Raw genomic sequence first — 22,324 nt, forward strand, 5'->3', positions numbered from 1 at the left:
GGGCGAACCGGTGCGCCGGGCGTGGCGGGGCCCGACGCTTCAGAGTCCGTCCGCCTCGGGGTGGGGGTGGCGGACCACGCAGTCCGGCCCGGGGGCCATGAGCGCCTCGTGTCCGTCCTGGAAGCGCACCCGGTAGGGGGGAGTCCCGTTGTCCCCCAGGACCTGGGTGATCTCGCCGACCTTGTCGTTCTGACCGACGATCCTGCCGTGCTGCACCAACTGGTCGCCCTCGGTCGCGTGCATGTCCGACCTCCTCGGTGGCGGTCCGATCCGGTGTTAGCAGTTTAGGTCGTCCTGGTGCGGTTTGACCCGTTCGTCACTTGGACCGTTGGGTGACGGCGATGCAGACGAGCACCGCGCAGGCGGCCGCGGGCGCGGCGGGCGACAGGTGCTCGCCGAGCAGTGCCACCGACCACACCAGGGTCAGCAGCGGCTGGGCCAGCTGGAGCTGGCTGGCCCGCGGCGCGCCGATCTCGGCCATGCCCCGGTACCAGACGTACAGCCCGAGGAAGGTCGAGCCGGCCGCCGCCCAGACCAGGCCGGCCACGCCGTGACCGGTGAGGTGCACCGGCTCGTACGCGAGCCCCAGCGCGGAACCGGCCAGGCTGAGCGGCAGGCACAGCACCAGCGCCCAGCCGACCACCTGCCAGCCGGGCAGCACCCGGGCCAGACGGCCGCCCTCGGTGTACCCGGCGGCGCACACCAGCAGCGCGCCGAACAGGTACCCGTCGCCGGCCGAGAGGGAGCCGCCGCTCTGCGCCACGGTGAAGGCGAGGACCACGGCGGCCCCGGCGACGGCGGCCACCCAGAAGCGGCGCGAGGGCCGGGCCCCGGTGCGCAGCGCCGACAGCGCGGCCGTGGTCAGCGGGAGCAGGCCGACGACCACGGCGGCGTGCGAGGTGGTCGACGTCCGCAGCGCGAGGGTGGTGAGGAGCGGGAAGCCCACGACCACTCCGGCGGCGACGACCGCCAGTCCGCCCCAGTGCGCCCGGGCGGGCGGGGCGACCCGCAGGGCCAGCAGGAAGCCGCCGGCGAGGACGGCCGCGAGGACGCTGCGCAGCGAGACGAGGGACCAGGGCCCGAAGCTCTCCAGCCCCCATGCGGTGGCGGGGAAGGTCAGCGAGAAGGCGACGACGCCCAGCGATGCCAGGAGGGTGCCCCGGCGGCTCACGGAGTCGTTGACCGCTATCGGCGTCGGGAGGATAGCGCTATTCTGTGCTGTCATGTACGAGCGTAGCAGTGTGGTGGAACTGGCCGAGTCCCTGCGGTCCGAGCTGGACCGCTACTCGATCGGTGGAAAGCTCCCGTCGAGCCGGTCCCTAGTCGAGCGCTACCGGGTGAGTCCCGTGACCGTCTCGCGGGCCCTCGCCCAGCTCGCCGCCGAGGGCCTCGTCGTCACCCGCCCCGGCGCCGGGGTCTTCCGCGCCCGTCCGCGTACGCGGGCCGCCGCGCCCGGGGACACCTCCTGGCAGGAGGTCGCCCTCAGTGCGGAGGGGGTCGGGGAGGTCGTCCCGCGGTCCGTGGACGCCGCCGGGGTGCTGGCCTCGCTCGCCACGCCGCCGCCCGGGGTCATCGAGCTCAGCGGCGGCTACCTCCACTCCTCGCTCCAGCCCGAGCGGGCCATGGCGGCGGCGCTGGCCCGCGCCGGCCGGCGGCCCGGGGCCTGGGGGCGGCCGCCCGTCGAGGGCCTGCCGGAGCTGCGGGACTGGTTCGCCCGGGAGATCGGCGGGGCGGTCGGCGCCGAGGACGTCCTGGTCACCGCGGGCGGGCAGAACGCGCTGGCGACCGCGCTGCGGGCGCTCGCCCCTCCGGGGGCGCCGATCCTGGTGGAGTCGCCGACCTACCCGGGGCTGCTGGCCATCGCCCGCGCCTCGGGGTGCCGGCCCGTACCCGTACCGGTGGACGCCGAGGGGGTCCGGCCCGACCTGCTCGCCGCGGCCTTCGAGGCCACCGGGGCACGGGTGTTCGTGTGCCAGCCGCTGTTCCAGAACCCGACCGGCGCGGTGCTGGCCCCGGGGCGGCGGGCCGAGGTGCTGCGGATCGCGCGGGCCGCCGGGGCCTTCCTGGTCGAGGACGACTACGCCCGGGCGCTGGCGCACGAGGACGCCGGCCCCCTGCCCGCCACCCTCGCCGCCGAGGACGAGGACGGGGTGGTGGTCCACGTGCGGTCGCTGACCAAGGCCACCTCGCCCAGCCTGCGGGTGGGCGCCCTGGCGGCGCGCGGCCCGGTCCTGGACCGGCTGCGCGCCATCCAGGTCGTGGACAGCTTCTTCGTGCCCCGCCCGCTCCAGGAGGCGGCCCTGGAGCTGGTCGGAGCCCCCGCCTGGCCGCGCCACCTGCGGACGGTCGCCGCCGAGCTGCGGCACCGCCGGGACGTGCTCACGGGTGCCCTGCGGCGCGAGCTGCCCGCCCTGGAGGTGCCCCATCCGCCGTCCGGGGGCTTCCAGCTGTGGGTACGGCCCGCCGTCGGCGGCGACGACACCTCCGTGACCGCGGCCGCGCTGCGCGCCGGGGTCGCGGTCACGCCCGGGCGCCCGTACTTCTGCGCGGAACCGCCCGCCCCCCACGTACGGATGAGCTTCGCCGCCGTCGCGGGCCCGGCCGAACTGGTGGAGGCGGCCGTACGGCTGCGGGCCGCCCTCGCGGACCCGGCCGCTGCGGACGCCTGACCCGGGGGGCGGCCGCCGCGCGCCTCAGGGCTCGTCCAGGCGTACGGCGAGGGCGGCGACGTCGTCGTCGAGGCGTCCCCTGCTGTGGCGCAGGAGGTCGCGGTGGAGCGCCGCGAGCAGTTCGCGGGGCGGTGTCGGGGGCTGCCGGCGCATCCAGGCCGCCAGCGGGAAGAACTCGCCGTCGCGGGCGCGGGCCTCGGCGATCCCGTCGGTGTAGACGAGCAGCAGGTCGGTGGGGGCGAAGGCGAAGGTGTCGACGGTGTACCGCGTGCCGATCAGCTCCGCGAGGCTCAGCAGCGGCGAGGGGGTGACCGATTCGAGGACGCGGAGCTTCCCGCGGTGCACGAGCAGCGGCGGGGGGTGTCCGCAGTTGAGGACGTCGATCCGTCCGCCCCCGTGCGGGATCTCGACGAGGAGGGCGGTGGCGAAGCGCTCCATCGGCCCCTCGGGCGGGAAGGCGGCGTTGTACCGGGTGCTGCTGGCGTCGAGCCTGCGTGCGACGTCGACCAGGTCGCTCTCGCCGTAGGCCGCCTCCCGGAAGGCGTTGACGATCGCCGCGGCCGCCCCCACCGCCGGAAGGCCCTTGCCCCGCACGTCGCCGATGAGCAGCCTGACCCCGAACGGGGTGTCGACCACCTCGTAGAAGTCCCCGCCGATGCGGGCCTCCGCGGCGGCCGCGAGGTACAGCGACTCGATCGCGATGCCGCCGAAGCGGCGCGGCATGGGGCTCAGCACCACCTGCTGCGCCGCGTCGGCGACGAGCCGCACCTGGAAGAGCGTGCGCTCGCGCTGGAGCCGGACGTGGCTTCCGTAGGCGGCGGCCACGGTCACCGCGATGATCCCCGCGGCGGTCCACCACGTCCCCAGGTCGGGGAAGACGAGGCCGAGGCCGATCATCAGGAGGAGGCAGACCGTCCCGAGCAGGACGGTGGGGAGCACCGGCCACATGGCGGCGGCGAGGGCCGGCGCCGCGGGCAGGAGGCGGCTGAAGGCCATTTCCGGCGGGGTCGCGTATGCCAGGCTCGCGATGACGACGGTCAGGATCACCGGCGACAGCCGCACAAGTCTTCCCGGGCCGGGGCGCCTGCGGAGCCGCGGCCGTCCAGACTCGATCACATGTCCCACGATATCCGGGCAATGCGGGCACGGCGCTTTGGCGACCCCGGAGCGGGGCCCGCCCGGCGGTGGCTTTGCATAAAACTGCGGTGATACGTATAGTCATGCCATCGACGAGGAGGGTCCGATGGCAGTACGTGTAGCGGTGGCCGGAGCGAGTGGATACGCGGGCGGGGAACTCCTGCGCCTGCTGCTCTCGCACCCCGAGGTGGAGATCGGAGCGCTGACCGGGCACTCCAACGCCGGACAGCTGCTCGGCTCCCTCCAGCCGCACCTGGGGCCGCTCGCCGAACGGACCCTGGAGGCGACCACGGCCGAGGTCCTCGCGGGACATGATGTCGTGTTTCTCGCGCTTCCGCACGGCCAGTCCGCCGCCGTCGCCGCCCAGCTCGGCGACGACGTGCTCGTCGTCGACATGGGCGCCGACCACCGGCTGAAGGACGCCGCCGACTGGGACGCGTTCTACGGAGCCCCGCACGCCGGCACCTGGCCCTACGGCCTCCCCGAGCTGCCGGGCGCCCGCGCCGCGCTGGCGGGGGCCAAGCGGGTCGCCGTCCCCGGCTGCTTCCCCACCGCCGTCTCGCTCGCGCTCTTCCCCGCGTACGCCGGGCAGCTCGCCGAGCCCGAGGCCGTGATCGTCGCGGCCACCGGCACCTCCGGCGCGGGCAAGGCCCTCAAGCCCCACCTGCTCGGTTCCGAGGTCATGGGCTCCGTGAGCCCGTACGGCGTCGGCGGCGGACACCGACACACCCCCGAGATGGTCCAGAACCTCTCCCCGGTGGCCGGACAGCGCGTCTCCGTCTCCTTCACGCCGACCCTCGTCCCCATGGCGCGCGGCATCCTCGCCACCTGCTCCGCCAAGGCGCTCCCCGCCGCCACCGCCGAGTCGCTCCGCGCCGCCTACGAGAAGGCGTACGCCGACGAGCCCTTCGTCCGGCTGCTCCCCGAGGGCCAGTGGCCGGCCACCCAGTCCGTCACCGGCTCCAACGCCGTCCAGGTCCAGGTCGCCTACGACGCGTCCGCCCGCCGGATCATCGCCGTCAGTGCGATCGACAACCTGACCAAGGGCACCGCGGGCGGCGCGCTGCAGAGCATGAACATCGCCCTCGGGCTCCCCGAACAGCTCGGCCTTTCCACGATCGGAGTAGCACCGTGAGCGTCACGGCAGCACAGGGATTCACGGCGGCGGGCATCGCCGCCGGGATCAAGGCGAACGGCAACCCGGACCTGGCCCTCGTGGTCAACAACGGGCCGCGTCTGGCCGCCGCGGGCGTGTTCACCTCCAACCGCGTCAAGGCCGCGCCCGTGCACTGGACCGAGCAGGTCCTGCGCGGCGCCGCCGTCAGCGCGGTCGTCCTGAACTCCGGCGGCGCCAACGCCTGCACCGGCCCCAAGGGCTTCCAGGACACCCACGCCACCGCCGAGAAGGTCGCCGGCGTCCTCAACGGGCTGGGAACGGGCGCGGAGTTCAACGCGGGCGAGATCGCCGTCGCGTCCACCGGCCTGATCGGCGTCCTGCTCCCCATGGACAAGCTGCTGCCCGGCATCGAGACCGCGGCCGCCGCCCTCACCCCGGACGGCGGAGAGGCCGCCGCCATCGCCATCAAGACCACCGACACCGTGCACAAGACCGCCACCGTCTCCCGGGACGGCTGGACGGTCGGCGGCATGGCCAAGGGCGCGGGCATGCTCGCCCCGGGCCTCGCCACCATGCTCGTCGTCCTCACCACCGACGCCGACGTGGACAGCGCCGCCCTCGACACGGCGCTGCGCTCCGCCACCCGCACCACCTTCGACCGGGTCGACTCCGACGGCTGCATGTCCACCAACGACACCGTGCTGCTGCTGGCCTCCGGCGCGTCCGGCCGGGTGCCGGAGCAGGAGGCGTTCGCCGAGGCCGTACGGACCGTCTGCGACGACCTCGCCCGCCAGCTGATCGGCGACGCCGAGGGCGCCAGCAAGGACATCCGCATCGAGGTCGTCGGCGCCCTCAGCGAGGACGACGCCGTCGAGGTCGGCCGCTCCATCGCCCGCAACAACCTCCTCAAGTGCGCCATCCACGGCGAGGACCCCAACTGGGGCCGGGTGCTCTCCGCGATCGGCACCACCCGGGCCGCCTTCGACCCCGACCGGCTGAACGTCGCCATCAACGGCGTCTGGGTCTGCAAGAACGGCTCGGTGGGCGAGGACCGCGACCTGGTGAGCATGAAGGACCGCGAGGTGCGCATCACCGCCGACCTGGCCACCGGCGCCGAGTCCGCCGTGATCTGGGCCAACGACCTCACCGCCGAGTACGTCCACGAGAACAGCGCGTACAGCTCATGAGCGACGAGAAGGCCGGACAGCCCGGCACCGGTTCCGCCGCCGCGGGCACGGCGCGCAAGCACACCGCGCTGCCCAAGGCGGAGATCCTCATCGAGGCCCTGCCCTGGCTCACCCGGCACAACGGCAAGGTCGTCGTCATCAAGTTCGGCGGCAACGCCATGATCGACGAGGACCTCAAGGCGGCCTTCGCCCAGGACGTGGTCTTCCTGCGGCAGGCCGGCCTCAAGCCGGTCGTGGTGCACGGCGGCGGCCCCCAGATCAACGCCCAGCTCGACAAGCAGGGCCTGATCAGCGAGTTCAAGGCGGGCCTGCGCGTCACCACCCCCGAAGCCATGGACGTCGTACGGATGGTCCTGGCGGGCCACGTCCAGCGCGAGCTGGTCGGGCTCCTCAACCAGCACGGGCCGCTCGCCGTCGGCCTGACCGGCGAGGACGCCCACACCATCACCGCCACCAAGCACAGCCCGGAGATCGACGGCGAGCTCGTCGACATCGGGCGGGTCGGCGAGATCATCTCCATCAACACCGGCGCCATCGAGGCACTGCTGTCGGACGGCCGCATCCCGGTCGTCTCCTCCATCGCCCGCAGCGCCGACGACCACCACGTCTACAACGTCAACGCCGACACGGCCGCCGCGGCCCTCGCCGCCGCCCTCGGCGCCGAGACGCTGATGGTCCTCACCGACGTCGAGGGCCTCTACGCGGACTGGCCCGACAGCGACGAGGTCATCAGCCGGCTCACCGTCAGCGAGCTGGAGAAGCTGCTGCCCGAGCTGTCCAGCGGCATGGTGCCGAAGATGCGGGGCTGCCTGCACGCCGTCCGCAACGGCGTCACCACCGCCCGCGTGATCGACGGGCGGGTCCAGCACTCGATCCTGCTGGAGATCTTCACGGACGAGGGAATCGGCACGATGGTCGTGCCGGACGAGCCGCAAGGGGGAGCGAAGTGACCGCGCACACCGGCAATCAGGAGTACGGCGCCCGCTGGCGGGGCGCCCTGGCCGACAACTACGGGACCCCCGCCCTGGCCCTCGTACGGGGCGAAGGCGCCCAGGTCTGGGACGCGGACGGCAAGCAGTACACCGACCTCGTCGGCGGCATCGCGGTCAACGCGCTGGGCCACGCCCACCCCGCGATCGTCGCCGCCGTCACCGGGCAGATCTCCACGCTCGGCCACGTCTCCAACCTCTACATCTCCGAGCCCGTCGTGGCGCTCGGCGAGCGGCTCCTCCAGCTGTTCGGCCGCCCCGGCAAGGTCTTCTTCTGCAACTCCGGCGCCGAGGCCGTCGAGGCCGCCTTCAAGATCGGCCGGCTGACCGGGCGGACCCGCATGGTCGCCACCGACGGGGGGTTCCACGGCCGGACCATGGGCGCCCTCGCGCTCACCGGCCAGCCGAAGAAGCAGGACCCGTTCCGGCCGCTGCCGGGCGAGGTCACGCACGTCCCGTACGGCGACGTGGAGGCCCTGCGGGCCGCCGTCACCGAGGAGACCGCGATCCTCGTCATCGAGCCCATCCAGGGCGAGAACGGCGTCGTCGTCCCCCCGGCCGGATACCTGACGGCCGCCCGCGAGATCACCCGCGCCACCGGCACCCTCCTCGTCCTGGACGAGGTGCAGACGGGCATCGGCCGGTGCGGCCAGTGGTTCGAGCACCAGGCACACGAGGGTGTGGAACCCGACCTCGTCACCCTCGCCAAGGGCCTCGGCGGCGGTCTGCCGATCGGCGCCGTGGCCGCCTTCGGACCCGCCGCCGACCTGCTCCGGCCGGGCCAGCACGGCACCACCTTCGGCGGGAACCCGGTCTCCTGCGCGGCCGGCCTCGCCGTCATCGACACGATCGCCGCCGAGGGGCTCCTCGACCGGGTCAAGGAGCGGGGCGAGCGGCTGCGCTCCGGCATCGAGGGAACCGGCCACCCCCTCGTCTCCCACGTCCGCGGTGCCGGGCTGCTGCTGGGTATCGTGCTCACCGAGCCGCTCGCGCCCCAGGTGCAACAGGCGGCTCAGGACGCCGGCTTCCTGGTCAACGCGCCCGCCCCCGACGTCGTACGGCTGATGCCCCCGTACGTACTCACCGAGGCCGAGCTGGACGCGTTCCTCCAGGCCCTGCCCGGCATTCTCGACACAGCCAACGGGGACGGATCCGGAGAATGAGACGACAATGACCCAGGCGCAGGAGAACGAGCACGTAGGACAGGCCGTTCCGCAGACCCGCACCGCCCGCCACCGCCGGATCGTGGACATCCTCAACCGGCAGCCCGTCCGCTCCCAGAGCCAGCTGGCCAAGCTGCTCGCGGACGACGGGCTGAGCGTCACCCAGGCGACGCTCTCGCGCGACCTCGACGAGCTCGGGGCCGTGAAGATCCGCAACACCAACGGCGAGCTGATCTACGCGGTGCCCAGCGAGGGCGGCTTCCGCACCCCGCAGGCCCCCCTCGGGGAGTCGGCGAAGGAGGAGCGGATGCGGCGCCTCTCCGGGGAACTGCTGATCTCGGCGGAGGCCTCCGCCAACCTCGTGGTCCTGCGCACCCCGCCCGGGGCCGCACAGTTCCTCGCGTCGGCGATCGACCAGGCCGAACTCCGGGAGATCCTCGGCACGATCGCCGGGGACGACACGCTGATGCTGATCAGCCGGGACCCGCTCGGCGGCCAGGCCCTCGCCGACCACCTGCTGCGCCTGGCCCAGAAGGAAGGCTGACCGTACGGGGGAGGGGCCCGGCCGGGGGACGACCGTGGGGCCCGTCAGTAGCGGGTCACCGCCAGGGCCCCCGACGCGGTGCCGATCGCGATGTGCGGGCTCCGGCGCGGGTCCGCCCAGCGCAGCAGCGCCCGCATCGCCCGGTCGGGAACGGACACGCAACCGGCCGTCGCGCCCCTGCCGTTGACGTGCAGGAAGATCCCGGCGCCCCGGCCGCGCACGGGCCGGTCGTAGTTGAAGGCGATGACCAGCGCGTGCGCGTACTGGGTCCCGTAGTCCGCCAGGTGCTCCGCCTCGCCGGGCGCGCAGTCGGCGGGCAGCGGCTCCGTCCAGCGGTTGTAGCTGCCGGAGGCGTTGTCCTGGCACCACCACGAGGCGTCCGTCACCCGGCGGTAGCGGTACTGCGTACCGGCGGGCGCGCGCCGGTTCCCGAAGGCGTACGGAAGCGCGTACAGGCCCGCCGGGGTCGTGTTCGTGCCCTGGACGCGGCGCGCGCCGTCGGTCAGCCCGTTCGCCCCGAAGCGGGCCTCCGCGCTCCCGGCCTCGAACCAGCGGCCCGCCCGCCGGTCCCACCAGGTGACCCGCCCGGCCGTCGACCCGGGCGCGGGCGCCACCGCGGTGATCAGCTGGCTGCCCCCTCCGGTGTCGGCGAGCCGCGCGGGCAGCGGTGAAGGGCCTTGGGGGAGCAGGGCGCTGACGATCAGTGAGCCGGTGACGAGAGCGGTACGCAGCACACGTCAGACGGTACGGGGCGGGAGGGGCAGCGGCAGCGCAGGCAGGCCGTCGACGCTGGTCCCGATGAAATCCTTCTTCTCGCAGTACGCGGCGAACTCGTCGTCCGTCTTGCGGCCGAAGTATTCCGCGTGCAGGGTGCGCTCGCCCTGGTACTCCATGAAGGGGACCGCGTACCCGCACACGTCGGTGATCCGGCGGGCCCGCACGACGATGACGGCCCGGGCGGCCGGCCCGTCGGCCTCGCCGAACAGGGCGACCAGGCCGCCCCAGCGGGGATCGTCGCGGAAGACGGCCTCGCCCTCGCCGTGGATGCGCACGATGTTCGGCGGCCCGCTGAACGCGCACCACATCAGCGTGATCCGGCCGTTCTCGCGGACGTGGGCGATGGTTTCGGCGCCGCTGCCGCCGAAGTCCAGGTAGGCCAGGGTCCGGTCGTCGATGACGACGAGGGTCCCGGCGCGGCCCTTGGGCGAGAGGTTGACGTGGCCGTCACCCGCGAGCGGGGCGGTGGCCGTGAAGAAGACCGGCTGTTCCTCGATGAACCTGCGGAGCCGGTCGTCTATGCGTGCGTGGAGTTTTCCCATGGACCGATTATCGGACCGAGAGACCCGGGTGGGTCGGCCGGTTTCACTCCCTGAGACCGATCCGGCGCAGGCGCAGGCCCAGTTGGTAGGCGTCGAAGGCCTCGGCGGAACGCCTCAGCAGCCCGCCCAGCTCGGCCGCGTCCGTCTCCCCGGTGTGCAGCGCGTACTGCCAGTTCCACGCCCGGACCGTGTGCGCCGCCAGCGCGCGCAGGCCCGGGTCCCCGTCCGCCAGCAGCTCCACGGACGCCCGCAGCGCGGGCATCCCGCCCCGCGCGCGCAGCAGCCGGTAGGCGGCGCGGCGGGTGTGCGGCGGCCTCGCGGGCCCGACGCGCTCCAGCAGCCGGTCGGTGGACGGCCGGTCCGCGGAGCCGCTCAGGCTCAGCGCGACCGCGCGGGCCACGGCGGGGCAGGGGTCGTCCAGCAGCGGCTCCAGCAGGGCCGCGTCGTACGTGTCGAGCAGCCGCAGCCCCGTGACGGCGCCCGCCCGTACGGCGCCGACGGGGTGGTCGGTCAGCGCGCGCAGCAGCGGTGCGTCCTCGCGTCCGGCGCACTCGGCGAAGCCGAGCACCGCGGCGGCGGTGGCGAGCCCCGCGCCGGTGACGTGCGCGCGGGTCAGGGCATACGGGTCGCCGCCGTCCTGGCGCACCGCCCAGCGGGCGCACGCCCGGACCAGTCCGGAGCGGTCGCCGAGGTACCGCCCGGCCTCGGCGGCCCGCCCGGCCCGCCGCAGCAGGGTGACCCCGGCGGAGCGGACCATCGGAACGTGCCCGCCGAGCAGGGTGTCGACGGCCTCGGCGTCCGGCCCGCCGGCCGAGGCCGCGGCCAGGGCCAGAGCCGCGTCCGTCCACGTCCGGCCCGTCGCCGGGTCGTGCTCGGCGGCCGCCCGCCGGGCGAGCTCGCGCAGCTCCGCCGCTCCGGCCCCGGCGGCGTCCGCGGCCGCGACGGCCTCGACGGCGATCCGGGCGGCGAGCCGCCGCGCCGGCAGGTCGGGGCTGTCGTGCAGTGCGGCGAGGGCCGGGCCCCCGGCCGCGGCGCGCAGCGCCCCCTCGAACAGTTCCAGCGCCCAGGCGCCCTGCTCGCGGCGGCCGAGCCGCAGCACGAGCGGGGTCAGCCGGAGCAGCGCCGACAGCGGGTCGGCGGCCAGCAGGTCGGCCAGGACCCGCCGGGCCCGCCGCCGTACCGCCGGGGCCCAGTCGGCGCAGCGGATCGCGACGAGTTCCGGTGTGGGCCGCGGGGCGCTCAGGGCCTGCTGGCGGATCCGGCCGTCGGGGTGGCAGAGCGCGGCCTCGGGGCGGTCGGCGGCGTCGCACCGGTAGCGGGGGTACGAGCGCAACTCCTGGTCGAAGGCGGTCCACGCATCGGGCCCCGCGCCGGGCAGCACCGGGCCGGCCCCGGCCGCCGCGCCGCTCAGGACCGCCTCCGCCGCCGCCCGTCCACGCTCCGTCTCCTGTCGCCGCACGGCGCCCATGTGCCCTCCCCCGGGTGTGTCACGTACCGATCCTAGGCGGCGGACGGGAGTGGAGCCTGCGATATTCGGGCTGGTCACAGGGGTGCGATGGAGCTCGATTGACGAAACATACGGAACAATGCATAGTTATGCCTGTCGCTGAGGCGCAACCGTGCGGAGGGGCCCCGGCCCGTCCCCGGCGACCGCCCCGCGTCCCGACCCCGCCTGAGTCGTTACGCATAAGCCGGCGGTACCAGCGGTACCAGCAGTACGCAGACGGCCTTCCCGCATCCTCCGCGGCGGGGAGGCGGTCGCACATCCACCCCCCTGAGGAGCAGTAGCTGTGAGCAGCAACAACGGTGACGTCCGGCTCTGGGGCGGCCGCTTCGCCGACGGCCCCGCCGAGGCCCTCGCGAAGCTGTCCGCGTCGGTCCACTTCGACTGGCGCCTCGCCCCGTACGACATCGCCGGCTCCCGTGCCCACGCGCGCGTGCTGCACAAGGCGGGCCTGCTCACGGCCGAAGAGCTCGACCGCATGACCGACGGCCTGGACCGGCTCGAAGCCGACGTGGTGAGCGGCTCCTTCACCGGCACCATCGCGGACGAGGACGTGCACACGGCCCTGGAGCGGGGGCTGCTGGAACGGCTCGGCGCCGATCTCGGCGGCAAGCTGCGCGCGGGCCGGTCCCGCAACGACCAGGTGGCCACCCTCTTCCGGATGTACCTGCGCGACCACGCGCGGATCGTCGGCGGTCTGATCGCGGACCTCCAGGACGCGCTGGTCGGCCTCGCCGAGGACCACGCGGACGTGGCGATGCCCGGCCGGACCCACCTCCAGCACGCCCAGCCGGTGCTCTTCGCCCACCACGTGCTCGCCCACGTGCAGGCCCTGTCCCGGGACGCCGAGCGGCTGCGCCAGTGGGACACCCGGACGGCGGTCTCCCCGTACGGCTCGGGCGCCCTCGCGGGCTCCTCGCTGGGGCTGGACCCGGAGGCGGTAGCCGCCGACCTGGGCTTCGAGCGCGGCTCGGTCGGCAACTCGATCGACGGCACGGCCTCCCGCGACTTCGTCGCCGAGTTCGCCTTCATCACCGCGATGATCGGGATCAACCTGTCCCGGATCGCGGAGGAGATCATCATCTGGAACACGAAGGAGTTCTCCTTCGTGACCCTGCACGACGCCTTCTCGACCGGGTCGTCGATCATGCCGCAGAAGAAGAACCCGGACATCGCGGAGCTGGCGCGCGGCAAGTCGGGCCGCCTCATCGGCAACCTGACGGGCCTGCTCGCCACGCTGAAGGCGCTGCCGCTGGCCTACAACCGGGACCTCCAGGAGGACAAGGAGCCGGTCTTCGACTCCTGCGACACCCTCGAGGTGCTGCTGCCGGCCTTCACCGGCATGATGGCCACCCTCACGGTCCACCGGGAGCGGATGGAGGAGCTGGCCCCGGCCGGTTTCTCGCTCGCCACCGACATCGCGGAGTGGCTGGTCAAGCAGGGCGTGCCGTTCCGGGTGGCGCACGAGGTGGCCGGCGAGTGCGTCAAGGTCTGCGAGGGTGAGGGCATCGAACTCGACCAGCTCACCGACGACCAGTTCGCGAAGATCTCGGAGCACCTGACCCCGGAGGTCCGGACCGTGCTCAACGTCAAGGGCGCCCTGGCTTCGCGTTCCGGCCGCGGCGGCACCGCCCCGTCGGCGGTCGCGGTCCAGCTGACCGAGCTGAAGGCCGACCTGGTCATCCAGCACGCCTGGGCGATCCACAAGCAGTAGCCGCGGGCCTGGAGGGGCGGGGGGGGGCGCGCCACCCCCCCCCCCCCCCGCCGCCCGCCCCTCGGTCGTTCGGGCCTTCGGTGCCCGGGGTCGTGCCCGTGCCCGGCCCCGGCGCCCCTCACCGTGCCCAGTCCGCCAGGGCGTCGAAGTCGGCCCGGGCGAGCCCTACGCGCTCGTCGATCCGCAGGAGCAGCGCCCGGGCCGGGTGGCGCATGTCGACGTACTCGCGGTCCGCGGCCGTGATGTCGTCGTCGATCCAGGCGAAGGGGCGCTCTCCCGCGTACTCCAGGATGTACTGGGTCTTCCAGAAGGTCCCGCGCGGTGCGCGCCCGTGCATCACCGGCCAGTCGATGAAGGGCAGCCGGGGCAGCCCCAGGTGCGGGCCTATCCAGTCGTTGGCCTCGTCCTTCCACGTCGTGGCCCACACGAGGTCGTACGCCCCCGCCAGCGCGAGCAGCTCCGCGCCGTGGCGGTGGTCCAGCCAGACCCGCAGCGGCTTGGCGCTCTCGGACTCGCGCCAGCCCGCCGGGCGCATCCGGTGGGTGGTGTAGCCCGCGGGGCGGCGCTGAAGCTTGGCGGCGTACGGGTTCAGTGGCCCGTCCACGTCGATCAGCAGCAGCGGCTTGGGCGGGGTCAGCGGATTCATTTCGGCAGCATTCCTCTCGGGCGCCCCAGGGGCAGCCCATTCTCCCGCCGAATGAGACATCAACGTCTCATTCGGGTTATGGTTGTCTCATGGCTATGGATCGTGACCAGGTGCTCCGCGACGCGGCGGCCCTGCTCTCCCGCAAATCGACCGCGACGATGGACGAGGTCGCGCGCGCCGCCGGAATCGGGCGCGCCACCCTCCACCGGCACTTCGCCGGGCGCGACGCCCTCGTGCGCGCGCTCGAAGAGCTCGGCATCCGGGAGTTCGAGGTGGCGTTCGGCAACGCCCGCCTCGACGAGGGCACGGCGCTGGACGCGCTCAGGCGCCTCGTCGCCGAGGCCGAGCCAAACGCGGAACTGCTGGCCTTCCTCGTCACCGAGAACCAGCTGTTCGAGGGCGACGGGATCCACGAGGGATGGGCCCGGCTGGACGCCCGCGTCGGCGCGCTCTTCCGGCGCGGCCAGCAGGAGGGCGACATCCGGATCGACCTGAGCCCCGCCTGGCTCACCGAGGCCCTCTACGCCCTCATCGGCTCCTGCGCCTGGGCCGTGATGGACGGCCGGGTCGCCGCCAAGGACTTCCAGTACATGATCATCGAGTTGCTGCTCGGTGGAGCACGACGGAGCGTGGAGCAATGAGCAAAACCGAAGAGCTGAGCAGGCACAAGGGGGCGGAGGGCAAGAGCCCCGGGCGCTGGCTCGCGCTCTCCGTGCTCGTCCTGGCCGTACTCCTGGTCGCGGTGGACGCCACCGTACTGGGCCTCGCGACCCCGGCCCTCAGCGAGGACCTCCAGCCGTCCGGCACCCAGCTGCTGTGGATCGGCGACATCTACTCGTTCGTCATCGCCGGCCTGCTCGTCTCCATGGGCTCCCTCGGCGACCGCATCGGCCGCAAGAAGCTGCTCCTCGTCGGCGCCACGGCCTTCGGCGCCGTCTCCGTCCTGAACGCGTACGCCACCAGCCCCGAGATGATGATCGTCGCCCGGGCCCTGCTCGGCGTCGCCGGCGCCACCCTGATGCCGTCCACCCTGGCGCTGATCCGCAACATCTTCCAGGACCCGCGGGAGCGCAGCCTCGCGATCGGCATCTGGGGCGCCGCCGCCTCCGCGGGGGCGGCCGTCGGACCGGTCGTCGGCGGGGCCCTGCTCCAGCACTTCTGGTGGGGCTCGGTCTTCCTCATCAACCTGCCCGTGATGATCGTCCTGGTCCTCGTCGGCGTCAAGCTGCTGCCCGAGTCAAGGAACCCCGTCGCGGGCCCCTGGGACCTGGTCAGCGTCGCCCTCTCCCTCGTCGGAGTCATCGGCGTGGTCTACGCCGTCAAGGAAGTCGCCACCCACGGCCCGACCTGGGGCGTCTGGGCGGCCGCCGTCATCGGCGGCGCATGCCTGTACGCCTTCGTGCGCCGCCAGTTCAGCCTGCCGTCCCCGCTGCTCGACATGCGGCTCTTCAAGCACCGCGGCTTCTCCGGCGCCGTCCTCGCCGACCTGCTGACCGTTTTCGGCCTTTCCGGACTCGTCTTCTTCCTCTCCCAGTTCCTCCAGCTCGTCCAGGGACGCGACCCGCTGGAGGCGGGCCTGGCAGAGCTGCCCGCCGCCGTCGGCGCGGTGGTCACCGGCCTGCTCGCCGGCCGCTACGCCCGCAGGTACTCCGTACGCTCGACAGTCGTCGGCGGCCTCGCCGCCATCGGTCTGGCCCTGGGCGTCCTCACCGTGATCCACAAGGACACCGGCTATCCGCTGCTCGGCGCGGCCCTGCTGGCCGTCGGCCTCGGCGCCGGCCTCTCGTTCACCGTCACCGCCGACGTCATCCTCTCCAGCGTCCCCAAGGAGCAGGCCGGCTCCGCCTCCGCCGTCTCCGAGACCGCGTACGAGCTCGGCGCCGCGCTCGGCATCGCCCTGCTCGGCTCCGTCGTCACCGGTGTCTACCAGAGCTTCACGGCCCCCGCCTCGGTCCCCGCACCCGTCGCGGACGCCGCCCACGAATCCCTCGGCGGAGCCGTCGAGGCCGCCAAGCAGCTGGACCCGCAGACCGCCGGGCAGATGGTGGGCGCGGCCCAGGAGGCCTTCGTGGACGGCCTGCGGCTCGCCTCGGGGGTCGGCGCGGCCGTCCTGCTGGCCACCGCCGCGGCCACCTGGTTCCTGCTGAAGGGCCAGAAGCTCCAGGACGGAATCGAGCACTGACCAGGTGTGATCCGGCCAAAAGGCGCCGTCCTGAACACAGTTGACAGTTCGTGGACCGCGGGACACCATCCCCAGCGATGGAGATCAACGATCTGACCCCGGCCGAACGCCGCCTGTGGGAAGCCTTCCCGCGGGGCGAGCGCGTCGACTTCCGGGCCGGCCCGGACGAGGACGCCGCCGACGGCGACGGCTGGGGCCCGGAGCGCACCGTGCGCGCCGAGGTGATCACGGCCCTGCTGATCAACGGCCCCAGCACCCCCGGCCTGGTCGCCGGACTCAACGTCCGCGGCGCCCGGATCACGGGCAAGCTGGACCTGAAGTACGCCCTGGTGGAGCACGCGATCCGGCTGCGCGGCTGCTGGTTCGAGCGCAAACCCCTCGTGTACGGGGCCCAGCTGCGGGCCCTGGTGCTCAGCGACTCGGCGCTGCCCGGGCTGACCGCCACCTCCGTCAGCATCGACGTCGTCCTGCGGATGCCCTGCTGCACGATCACCGGTCCCGTCCGGCTGTCCGGCGCCCGGATAGCCGGCGGCCTCTTCCTCCAGCGCGCGGTCATCGGCGTCCCGGGCGCCGATGCGGAGTGCGGGGAGCCGATCCTCCAGTTCAACCACGCGGACATCGGCACCGACGTCATCGCCATGGACCTCGTCGTCCACGGCGAGACGCGCATCAACGGCGCCACCGTCGGCGGTCAGATCAACCTCGACGGCGCCCGCCTCCTCGCCCCCGGCGCCACCGCCCTGCACGCCGAGACCCTGACCGTCGGCACGGACCTGCGCGCCATGCGGATGGAGGCCCGCGGCCGGGTCAACCTCACCGGCTCGCGGATACCCGGCCAGCTCAATTTCGCCTACGCCCGGTTCGTCAACCCTGGAGGCGTCGCCCTGCGCGCCTCCAGCTGCCTGGTCGGCGAGGTGTGGCTGCGCTCCTGCGAGACCATCCAGGGCAGCGTCAACCTGCGGCGCTCACAGTTCGACCGGCTGCACATGCCGCCCGAGACCTGGCCCGACGAGATCCGCATCGACGGACTCACCTACCGGACCCTCGCCCCGCACCTCCCGGCCGAGGAACGGCTGCCCGCACTGGAGCGGGAGGAGACCGGCTACCTCCCGTACGCGTACGAGCAGCTCGCCGCCGCCTACCGCACGGCCGGCGACGAGGCGGCCGCCCGGACCGTCCAGCTCGCCAAGCTCCGCAGGCACCGCCAGACCCTGCCCCGGCACGCCCGCGCCTGGGGCCTGCTCCAGGACGTCACCGTCGGCTACGGCTTCCGACCGCTGCGCGCGGCGGGCTGGCTGCTGGCGGTGCTGGTCACCGGGGTCATCGCCTACTGGACCGGTCCGCCGCGCCCCCTCAAGGCGGGGGAGGCCCCGGACTTCAACCCGGTGTTCTACACGCTTGACCTGATGCTGCCGATCGTCGGCTTCGGACAGGAGTCCGCGTACGCGCCGAGCGGCTGGCACCAGTGGCTGTCGTACCTGCTGATCGTGACCGGCTGGATCCTCGCCACCACGACGGCGGCGGGTGTCAGCCGGTCCCTCCAGCGGCAGTAGGCGAGGCCCTACGCGGCCTTGGCCTTGGTGGCGTACATGTCCACGTACTCCTGGCCCGAGAGGCGCATGACCTCGGCCATCACCGAGTCGGTGACGGCGCGCAGCACGTACCGGTCGCGGTCCATGCCCTCGTAGCGGGAGAACTCCATCGGCTCGCCGAAGCGGACTGTGACCCGTCCCGGGCGGGGCATCCCGGCGCCGCCGGGCTGGAGCTTGTCGGTGCCGATCATGGCGAACGGGACCACGGGGGCGCCGGTCATGAGGGTGAGGCGCGCGATGCCGGTGCGGCCGCGGTAGAGCCGGCCGTCGGGGGAGCGGGTGCCCTCGGGGTAGATGCCGAAGACCTTGCCCTCCTCGAGGATCCGGCGGCCGGTCATCAGGGCCGCGACCCCGCCGTTGGCGCCGTCGCGGTCGACGGGGATCATCCCGGAGCCCGTGAAGAACCACGCCATCAGGCGGCCCTTGACCCCCTTGCCCGTCACGTACTCGTCCTTGCCGATGAAGTGGACCGTGCGGTCGCACACCAGCGGCAGGATCATCGAGTCGATGAAGGTGAGGTGGTTGCCCGCCAGAATCACCGGCCCGGTCCCGGGAATGTTCTCGATGCCCTCCACGCGGGTGCGGAACATCATGCGCATGACCGGTCCGACAGTGGCTTTGATGAGCGCGGTACGGAACAACGTGGGCCCTCCGGCATCGAAAAGCGGTTCGCACACGCCACCACATGGCGGTAGTGCAGGTGAGGACGATACTCGCGGGCCGGCGCTGATCGCACATCGGGTTCACGAGTCGGATACGCGGTGTTGACGCGCGTTTCCGCCATGTTCCCCCGGCACACGTCCGCCGGCCACCACCCCCTGCCTACCATCGGCACGCCGATCGGGGGCCGCGTGACACCTACAGATCCCGGGACCCGCGGCCCTTTCCGAACGAGGAGTGGCACTCATGACGCAAGGTGGGGCAGCACGGCGCACGGTCCTGGGAGCGGCCGTCCTGGCGGCGGGCGGAGCCGTCGCGGGACTCGCGCCGGGAACCGCGGCGGCATCGGAGGCGGACCGCGGCGACCGCGGCGACCACGGTCACCGGGACCTCCCCGTACCGACGGTGATCGGCCACCGGGGCGCCAGCGGCTACCGCCCCGAGCACACCATCGGCTCCTACCAGCTCGCCCTCGACCTCGGCGCCGACGTCGTCGAGCAGGACCTCGTCCCGACCCGCGACGGCCACCTCGTGTGCCGCCACGAGAACGAGATCGGCGGCACCACCGACGTCGCCGACCACCCCGGATTCGCCGCCCGGCGCACCACCAAGTCCATCGACGGGGTCTCCGTCACCGGCTGGTTCACCGAGGACTTCACCCTCGCCGAACTGAAGACCCTGCGCGCGAAGGAGCGCATCCCCGCCGTCCGCCAGCGCAATACCCTCTACGACGGCCGCTGGGCCGTGCCCACCTTCGAAGAGGTGCTGCGCTGGGCCGACCGCGAGGGCAAGCGCCGCGGCCGGCGGGTCTGGCTGCACGCGGAGACCAAACACCCCAGCTACTTCCGCTCCCTGGGCCTCGGCCTGGAGGAGCCCCTCGCGAAGCTGCTGCGCCGCTACGGACGCGACGGCCGGAACGCCGCGATCTTCCTCCAGTCCTTCGAGCCGTCCAGCGTCCAGCGGCTCTCCCGGCTGGTCTCCGCCCCGCGCGTGGTGCTGCTCTCCGCCGCGAACACCCGCCCGTGGGACTTCGAGCTGGCCAAGGACCCGCGTACGGTCGCGGACCTGGTCAAGCCCGAAGGGCTGAAGTGGATCGCCGGCTTCGCCCAGGGCATCGGCCCCACCATGGACCTGATCCTCCCGCGCGACGCGTCCGGCAGGCTCGGTGCGCCCACCACCCTCGTCGCGGACGCCCACGCCCGCGGTCTGCTCCTGCACCCCTACACCGTGCGCAACGAGAACAGCTTCCTGCCGGCCGAATACCGCAAGGGCACCGATCCGGCCGCGTACGGGGACGCCTTCGGCGCGTTCCGCACGTACTTCGAGCAGGGCATCGACGGCATCTTCACCGACAACCCGGACACCGGCCTGCTCGCGGCCGAGGACTTCCGCCCGGGCCGCCGGCCCGTCAACCGCTGACCGGAGCTTCTCGAACGGGTGGCCCGTGCCCGGCGCGGAAACCGCCGGGCACGGCCCGCTCGTCCCGCCCGGCATGGACCTGTTGAAGGCTGACCTCTTCGAGAACCTCGGCCCGCTGCTCTCCGCCGAGGCGGCCGCGGAGGCCCCGGGCACCGGAGTCGACGCGGCCGACCTGGAACAAGCCGTCTGGGTCAGGCTGCTGGAGAGCGGCCGCCGGGCCCCCGACCCCGCCGACCCGGCCGAACCCGCGCGCTGGCTGCGCCGGGCGGTGCGCGCCGAGGCCCGCCTGGCCCGCCGCCGCGTCCGCCGGGAGGTCCCGTACGACCCCAACGACCGCCGCCGCCCCGGCGCCGAGGGCAGGCGCCGCCGCTCCGGCGACGTCGGCCCGCCGGCCGGGGCCGGGCCCGGAGCCGCCACCGGCAGGGGAGCGGAGCCGGAGGACGCGCTCCTGCACGGCGAGACGAACCGGGCCCTGCGGTCGGCGGTGGCCCGGCTGCCCGGGCGCTGTCCGGAACTGATGCAGGCACTTCTCTCGCCCCGAGACCTCACTTACCGTGAAATCGCAGGAGAGTTGGGTATCTCACAAGGAAGTTTGGGACCCGTCCGTTCCCGTTGCCTGGGATGTCTGCGCAGAATGCTGGCTGCAGAGGTTGCGGCTCCTGGCCTGCGGGGAAAGGAGCGGTAGACCGACGGGCTACCAGGTGAGCGGGAGGCATGCGCACATGGGCATGAGCGTGACCATTTCGGCGGCGGCTGCCGAGGACGCTGAGCAGATCTTCAAACTGCAGTACCTGGCCTTCCAGCGCGAGGCCGAGCTGTACGGCAACTACCGCATCCAGCCGCTCACCCAGTCCCTGGACTCCCTCAAGGGGGAGCTGGCCGCGGACACGGTCCTGGTGGCGCGCCTCGGCGACGAGGTCGTCGGCTCCGTGCGCGGCAGCGTCGACGAGGACGGCACCGGCCGGATATCCAAACTGTGCGTCCACCCGCGGCTGCAGGGCCACGGTCTCGGCGCCCGCCTGCTGCGCGCCGTCGAGGGTGACCTCGCCGGGCCACGGGGCCACCGTCCGCTTCCGCCTCCACACCGGGCACCGGAGCGAGTCCAACCTGCGGCTCTACCGCAAGGCGGGCTACACCCAGGTCGGCGGCCGCACGGCGTCCGACGGGGTCCGGCTCGTGATCCTGGAGAAGGAAGCCAAGGACGCCACCGACCTCGCGGTCAGCGCGTAGTCCCCGTCCCGGGGCAGGGCCGGTGACGGCAACCGCCCCGGCCGTCGGCGCCGTCAGCGCCTGCGCAGCCAGAGCATCCCGGTGATCGGCAGGATCACCGGGATGAACAGGTAGCCCATCCCGAACTGCGACCACACGGTCGTGTCGGGGAAGGCCTCGGGGCGGACCAGGGTCCAGGTCCCCACGGTCAGTACGCCGGCCAGCTCGGCCGCGCAGCAGACCAGCGCCGCCCGGCGGGCACGCTCCCCGCCGCGCACGAGCGAGTACGTGATGAACGCGTACGCCAGCGCGGCCACCGCGGACAGCGCGTACGCCAGCGGCGCCCGGTCGAACTCGGTGGAGATCTGGTAGGCGGACCGGGAGACGGCGCCGACCACCATCACCCCGTACAGCCAGACCAGCAGCAACCCGGGCCCGGAGACCAGCCGCTCACGGCCGGCCGGCGTGTCGGTCGTGGTGTCAGGCACCGGTGGTTCCCCAGATGTCGTAGAGCCGTACTTCGAGGACGGCAAGGACGAGCGCGCCCGCGGCCACCGTCACCGAGCCCCACTTCGTGCGCTCGGTCAGCGAGAGCATCCCTGCGGCCGGCACCGTGGCGAAGGCGCCCAGCAGGTAGGCCACGAAGATCACGGTGCCCTCGTCGGGCTCCCCGCCGCCGGCCAGCTTCACCAGCCCGACCACCAGCTGGGCCAGGACCAGCGCGGTCACCACGGCCATGCCGATGAAGTGCCAGTCCTTGGTCGGCTGGTCCCGCCAGGCGGCGTGGCCGCACCAGGCGGCGAGGGCGAGTGCGGCCACGCCGATGGCGACCGTCAGGGCGTCGAGCATGCAGCGAGGGTATTACGGGCCGAAAGGCCCGATGCGCGCACCCCTGGGCCCGCGCTTTGCCGGAAGGCATGAACCTGCATGCCGATGCCCTGCTGTTCGACAACGACGGCACGCTCGTCTCCTCCCTGGAATCGGTGCACCGCTGCTGGACGCGTTGGGCCCGGGAGTACGGGATCACCGGGGAGGAGTTCGCCCGCGTCGAGCTGCACGGCCGCCCCGCCGCGGAGATCATCGCCGAGCTGCTGCCCGCCGGAGTCCGGGCCGGGGCCCTCGCCCGGATCGAGGCCCTGGAGGTCGAGGACGTGGCCGGCGGCGTCGTCCTGCTCCCCGGTACCGAGGACCTGCTCTCCGGGCTCCCCGCGGGCAGCTGGGCCGTGGTCACCTCCGCCGCCCGCCCGCCCGCGGGGAGCCCGGAGAGCAGGTC

At 73.5% G+C, this 22,324-nt stretch carries 22 protein-coding genes and 2 pseudogenes; 14 read left to right on the forward strand and 10 right to left on the reverse strand.

The features are described from left to right. Positions 1 to 39 precede the first annotated feature (39 nt). On the reverse strand, positions 40 to 243 hold the full coding sequence (locus OTB16_RS23875; RefSeq protein ID WP_267722715.1) for a DUF1918 domain-containing protein: 204 nt from the start codon (positions 241 to 243) through the stop codon (positions 40 to 42). 73 nt (positions 244 to 316) lie between these two features. After that, complete coding sequence (locus tag OTB16_RS23880) at positions 317 to 1,225, reverse strand: DMT family transporter (protein ID WP_267722716.1); 909 nt, start codon at positions 1,223 to 1,225, stop codon at positions 317 to 319. Between OTB16_RS23880 and OTB16_RS23885 the strand changes: the two genes are divergently transcribed. Further along, positions 1,224 to 2,669 (forward strand): aminotransferase-like domain-containing protein, encoded by a 1,446-nt coding sequence (locus OTB16_RS23885; RefSeq protein WP_267722717.1) that lies wholly within the window; start codon positions 1,224 to 1,226, stop codon positions 2,667 to 2,669. The two genes, OTB16_RS23880 and OTB16_RS23885, sit on opposite strands and share 2 nt — an antisense overlap. Positions 2,670 to 2,693: 24 nt before the next feature. Here OTB16_RS23885 and OTB16_RS23890 read toward each other — a convergent pair whose 3' ends face one another. Next, entirely contained in the window at positions 2,694 to 3,731 is a 1,038-nt protein-coding gene (locus OTB16_RS23890; protein WP_267722720.1) for a PP2C family protein-serine/threonine phosphatase, read from the reverse strand. A 181-nt stretch (positions 3,732 to 3,912) separates the two neighbouring features. On the opposite strand from OTB16_RS23890, the gene argC reads away from it, so the two are divergent. From argC to OTB16_RS23915, 5 genes are read left to right on the forward strand one after another with little or no spacing between them, the layout of a single operon-like run. Continuing rightward, entirely contained in the window at positions 3,913 to 4,941 is a 1,029-nt protein-coding gene (argC, locus tag OTB16_RS23895; protein ID WP_267722722.1) for an N-acetyl-gamma-glutamyl-phosphate reductase, read from the forward strand. Further along, a complete protein-coding gene (gene argJ / locus OTB16_RS23900) occupies positions 4,938 to 6,110 on the forward strand; it encodes a bifunctional glutamate N-acetyltransferase/amino-acid acetyltransferase ArgJ (protein WP_267722723.1) in 1,173 nt (390 codons plus the stop codon). The genes argC and argJ overlap by 4 nt, the downstream gene beginning before the upstream one ends. Continuing rightward, positions 6,107 to 7,060, forward strand: a complete 954-nt coding sequence (gene argB / locus OTB16_RS23905) for an acetylglutamate kinase (protein ID WP_267722724.1) — start codon at positions 6,107 to 6,109, stop codon at positions 7,058 to 7,060. The genes argJ and argB overlap by 4 nt, the downstream gene beginning before the upstream one ends. After that, positions 7,057 to 8,262 carry an acetylornithine transaminase gene (locus tag OTB16_RS23910; RefSeq protein WP_267722725.1) on the forward strand — a complete coding sequence of 402 codons (1,206 nt, stop codon included), beginning with the start codon at positions 7,057 to 7,059 and terminating at the stop codon, positions 8,260 to 8,262. The genes argB and OTB16_RS23910 overlap by 4 nt, the downstream gene beginning before the upstream one ends. A gap of 7 nt (positions 8,263 to 8,269) precedes the next feature. Beyond that, positions 8,270 to 8,806: an arginine repressor gene (locus OTB16_RS23915; protein WP_267722726.1), complete on the forward strand. Its 537-nt coding sequence runs from the start codon at positions 8,270 to 8,272 to the stop codon at positions 8,804 to 8,806. A gap of 44 nt (positions 8,807 to 8,850) precedes the next feature. On the opposite strand, the gene OTB16_RS23920 is transcribed toward OTB16_RS23915, so the two are convergent. The 3 genes from OTB16_RS23920 to OTB16_RS23930 are packed head-to-tail and all read right to left on the reverse strand — an operon-like array spanning position 8,851 to position 11,593. Then, entirely contained in the window at positions 8,851 to 9,537 is a 687-nt protein-coding gene (locus OTB16_RS23920; protein WP_267722763.1) for a L,D-transpeptidase family protein, read from the reverse strand. A 6-nt stretch (positions 9,538 to 9,543) separates the two neighbouring features. After that, the gene (locus OTB16_RS23925) at positions 9,544 to 10,125 is read right to left on the reverse strand and encodes a pyridoxamine 5'-phosphate oxidase family protein (protein WP_267722727.1); all 582 of its coding nucleotides are present in this window, start codon (positions 10,123 to 10,125) and stop codon (positions 9,544 to 9,546) included. A gap of 43 nt (positions 10,126 to 10,168) precedes the next feature. After that, a complete protein-coding gene (locus OTB16_RS23930) occupies positions 10,169 to 11,593 on the reverse strand; it encodes a hypothetical protein (RefSeq protein ID WP_267722729.1) in 1,425 nt (474 codons plus the stop codon). Positions 11,594 to 11,915: 322 nt separating this feature from the next. On the opposite strand from OTB16_RS23930, the gene argH reads away from it, so the two are divergent. Next, the gene (gene argH, locus OTB16_RS23935; protein WP_267722730.1) at positions 11,916 to 13,343 is read left to right on the forward strand and encodes an argininosuccinate lyase; all 1,428 of its coding nucleotides are present in this window, start codon (positions 11,916 to 11,918) and stop codon (positions 13,341 to 13,343) included. A 118-nt stretch (positions 13,344 to 13,461) separates the two neighbouring features. On the opposite strand, the gene OTB16_RS23940 is transcribed toward argH, so the two are convergent. Next, on the reverse strand, positions 13,462 to 13,989 hold the full coding sequence (locus OTB16_RS23940) for an HAD domain-containing protein (RefSeq protein WP_267722731.1): 528 nt from the start codon (positions 13,987 to 13,989) through the stop codon (positions 13,462 to 13,464). Positions 13,990 to 14,078: 89 nt separating this feature from the next. On the opposite strand from OTB16_RS23940, the gene OTB16_RS23945 reads away from it, so the two are divergent. From OTB16_RS23945 to OTB16_RS23955, 3 genes are all read left to right on the forward strand, one after another. Then, entirely contained in the window at positions 14,079 to 14,630 is a 552-nt protein-coding gene (locus OTB16_RS23945; protein ID WP_267722732.1) for a TetR/AcrR family transcriptional regulator, read from the forward strand. After that, the gene (locus OTB16_RS23950) at positions 14,627 to 16,171 is read left to right on the forward strand and encodes an MFS transporter (protein ID WP_267722735.1); all 1,545 of its coding nucleotides are present in this window, start codon (positions 14,627 to 14,629) and stop codon (positions 16,169 to 16,171) included. The genes OTB16_RS23945 and OTB16_RS23950 overlap by 4 nt, the downstream gene beginning before the upstream one ends. A gap of 77 nt (positions 16,172 to 16,248) precedes the next feature. Further along, positions 16,249 to 17,724 carry a membrane-associated oxidoreductase gene (locus OTB16_RS23955; RefSeq protein ID WP_267722736.1) on the forward strand — a complete coding sequence of 492 codons (1,476 nt, stop codon included), beginning with the start codon at positions 16,249 to 16,251 and terminating at the stop codon, positions 17,722 to 17,724. A gap of 8 nt (positions 17,725 to 17,732) precedes the next feature. Here OTB16_RS23955 and OTB16_RS23960 read toward each other — a convergent pair whose 3' ends face one another. Beyond that, positions 17,733 to 18,362, reverse strand: coding sequence for a lysophospholipid acyltransferase family protein (locus OTB16_RS23960; RefSeq protein WP_267722737.1), 630 nt, complete (start codon positions 18,360 to 18,362; stop codon positions 17,733 to 17,735). Between the two features lie 307 nt (positions 18,363 to 18,669). Between OTB16_RS23960 and OTB16_RS23965 the strand changes: the two genes are divergently transcribed. The 3 genes and pseudogenes from OTB16_RS23965 to OTB16_RS23975 all read left to right on the forward strand — a co-directional run bounded on the left by OTB16_RS23965 (position 18,670) and on the right by OTB16_RS23975 (position 21,072). Further along, the gene (locus OTB16_RS23965) at positions 18,670 to 19,842 is read left to right on the forward strand and encodes a glycerophosphodiester phosphodiesterase (protein ID WP_267722739.1); all 1,173 of its coding nucleotides are present in this window, start codon (positions 18,670 to 18,672) and stop codon (positions 19,840 to 19,842) included. Between the two features lie 73 nt (positions 19,843 to 19,915). Next, positions 19,916 to 20,527: a sigma-70 family RNA polymerase sigma factor gene (locus OTB16_RS23970; RefSeq protein WP_267722764.1), complete on the forward strand. Its 612-nt coding sequence runs from the start codon at positions 19,916 to 19,918 to the stop codon at positions 20,525 to 20,527. A 37-nt stretch (positions 20,528 to 20,564) separates the two neighbouring features. Then, a pseudogene (locus OTB16_RS23975) lies at positions 20,565 to 21,072 on the forward strand (GNAT family N-acetyltransferase). A 53-nt stretch (positions 21,073 to 21,125) separates the two neighbouring features. Here OTB16_RS23975 and OTB16_RS23980 read toward each other — a convergent pair. Both OTB16_RS23980 and OTB16_RS23985 read right to left on the reverse strand, forming a co-directional pair. Continuing rightward, on the reverse strand, positions 21,126 to 21,539 hold the full coding sequence (locus tag OTB16_RS23980) for a hypothetical protein (RefSeq protein ID WP_267722741.1): 414 nt from the start codon (positions 21,537 to 21,539) through the stop codon (positions 21,126 to 21,128). Next, positions 21,532 to 21,900 (reverse strand): hypothetical protein, encoded by a 369-nt coding sequence (locus tag OTB16_RS23985; RefSeq protein WP_267722743.1) that lies wholly within the window; start codon positions 21,898 to 21,900, stop codon positions 21,532 to 21,534. The genes OTB16_RS23980 and OTB16_RS23985 overlap by 8 nt, the downstream gene beginning before the upstream one ends. Before the next feature lie 68 nt (positions 21,901 to 21,968). Between OTB16_RS23985 and OTB16_RS23990 the strand changes: the two are divergent. Beyond that, positions 21,969 to 22,324, forward strand: a pseudogene (locus tag OTB16_RS23990) (HAD hydrolase-like protein); the annotation flags it as partial.

This window comes from Streptomyces antarcticus (assembly GCF_026627255.1).
Classification (GTDB): Bacteria; Actinomycetota; Actinomycetes; order Streptomycetales; family Streptomycetaceae; genus Streptomyces; species Streptomyces antarcticus.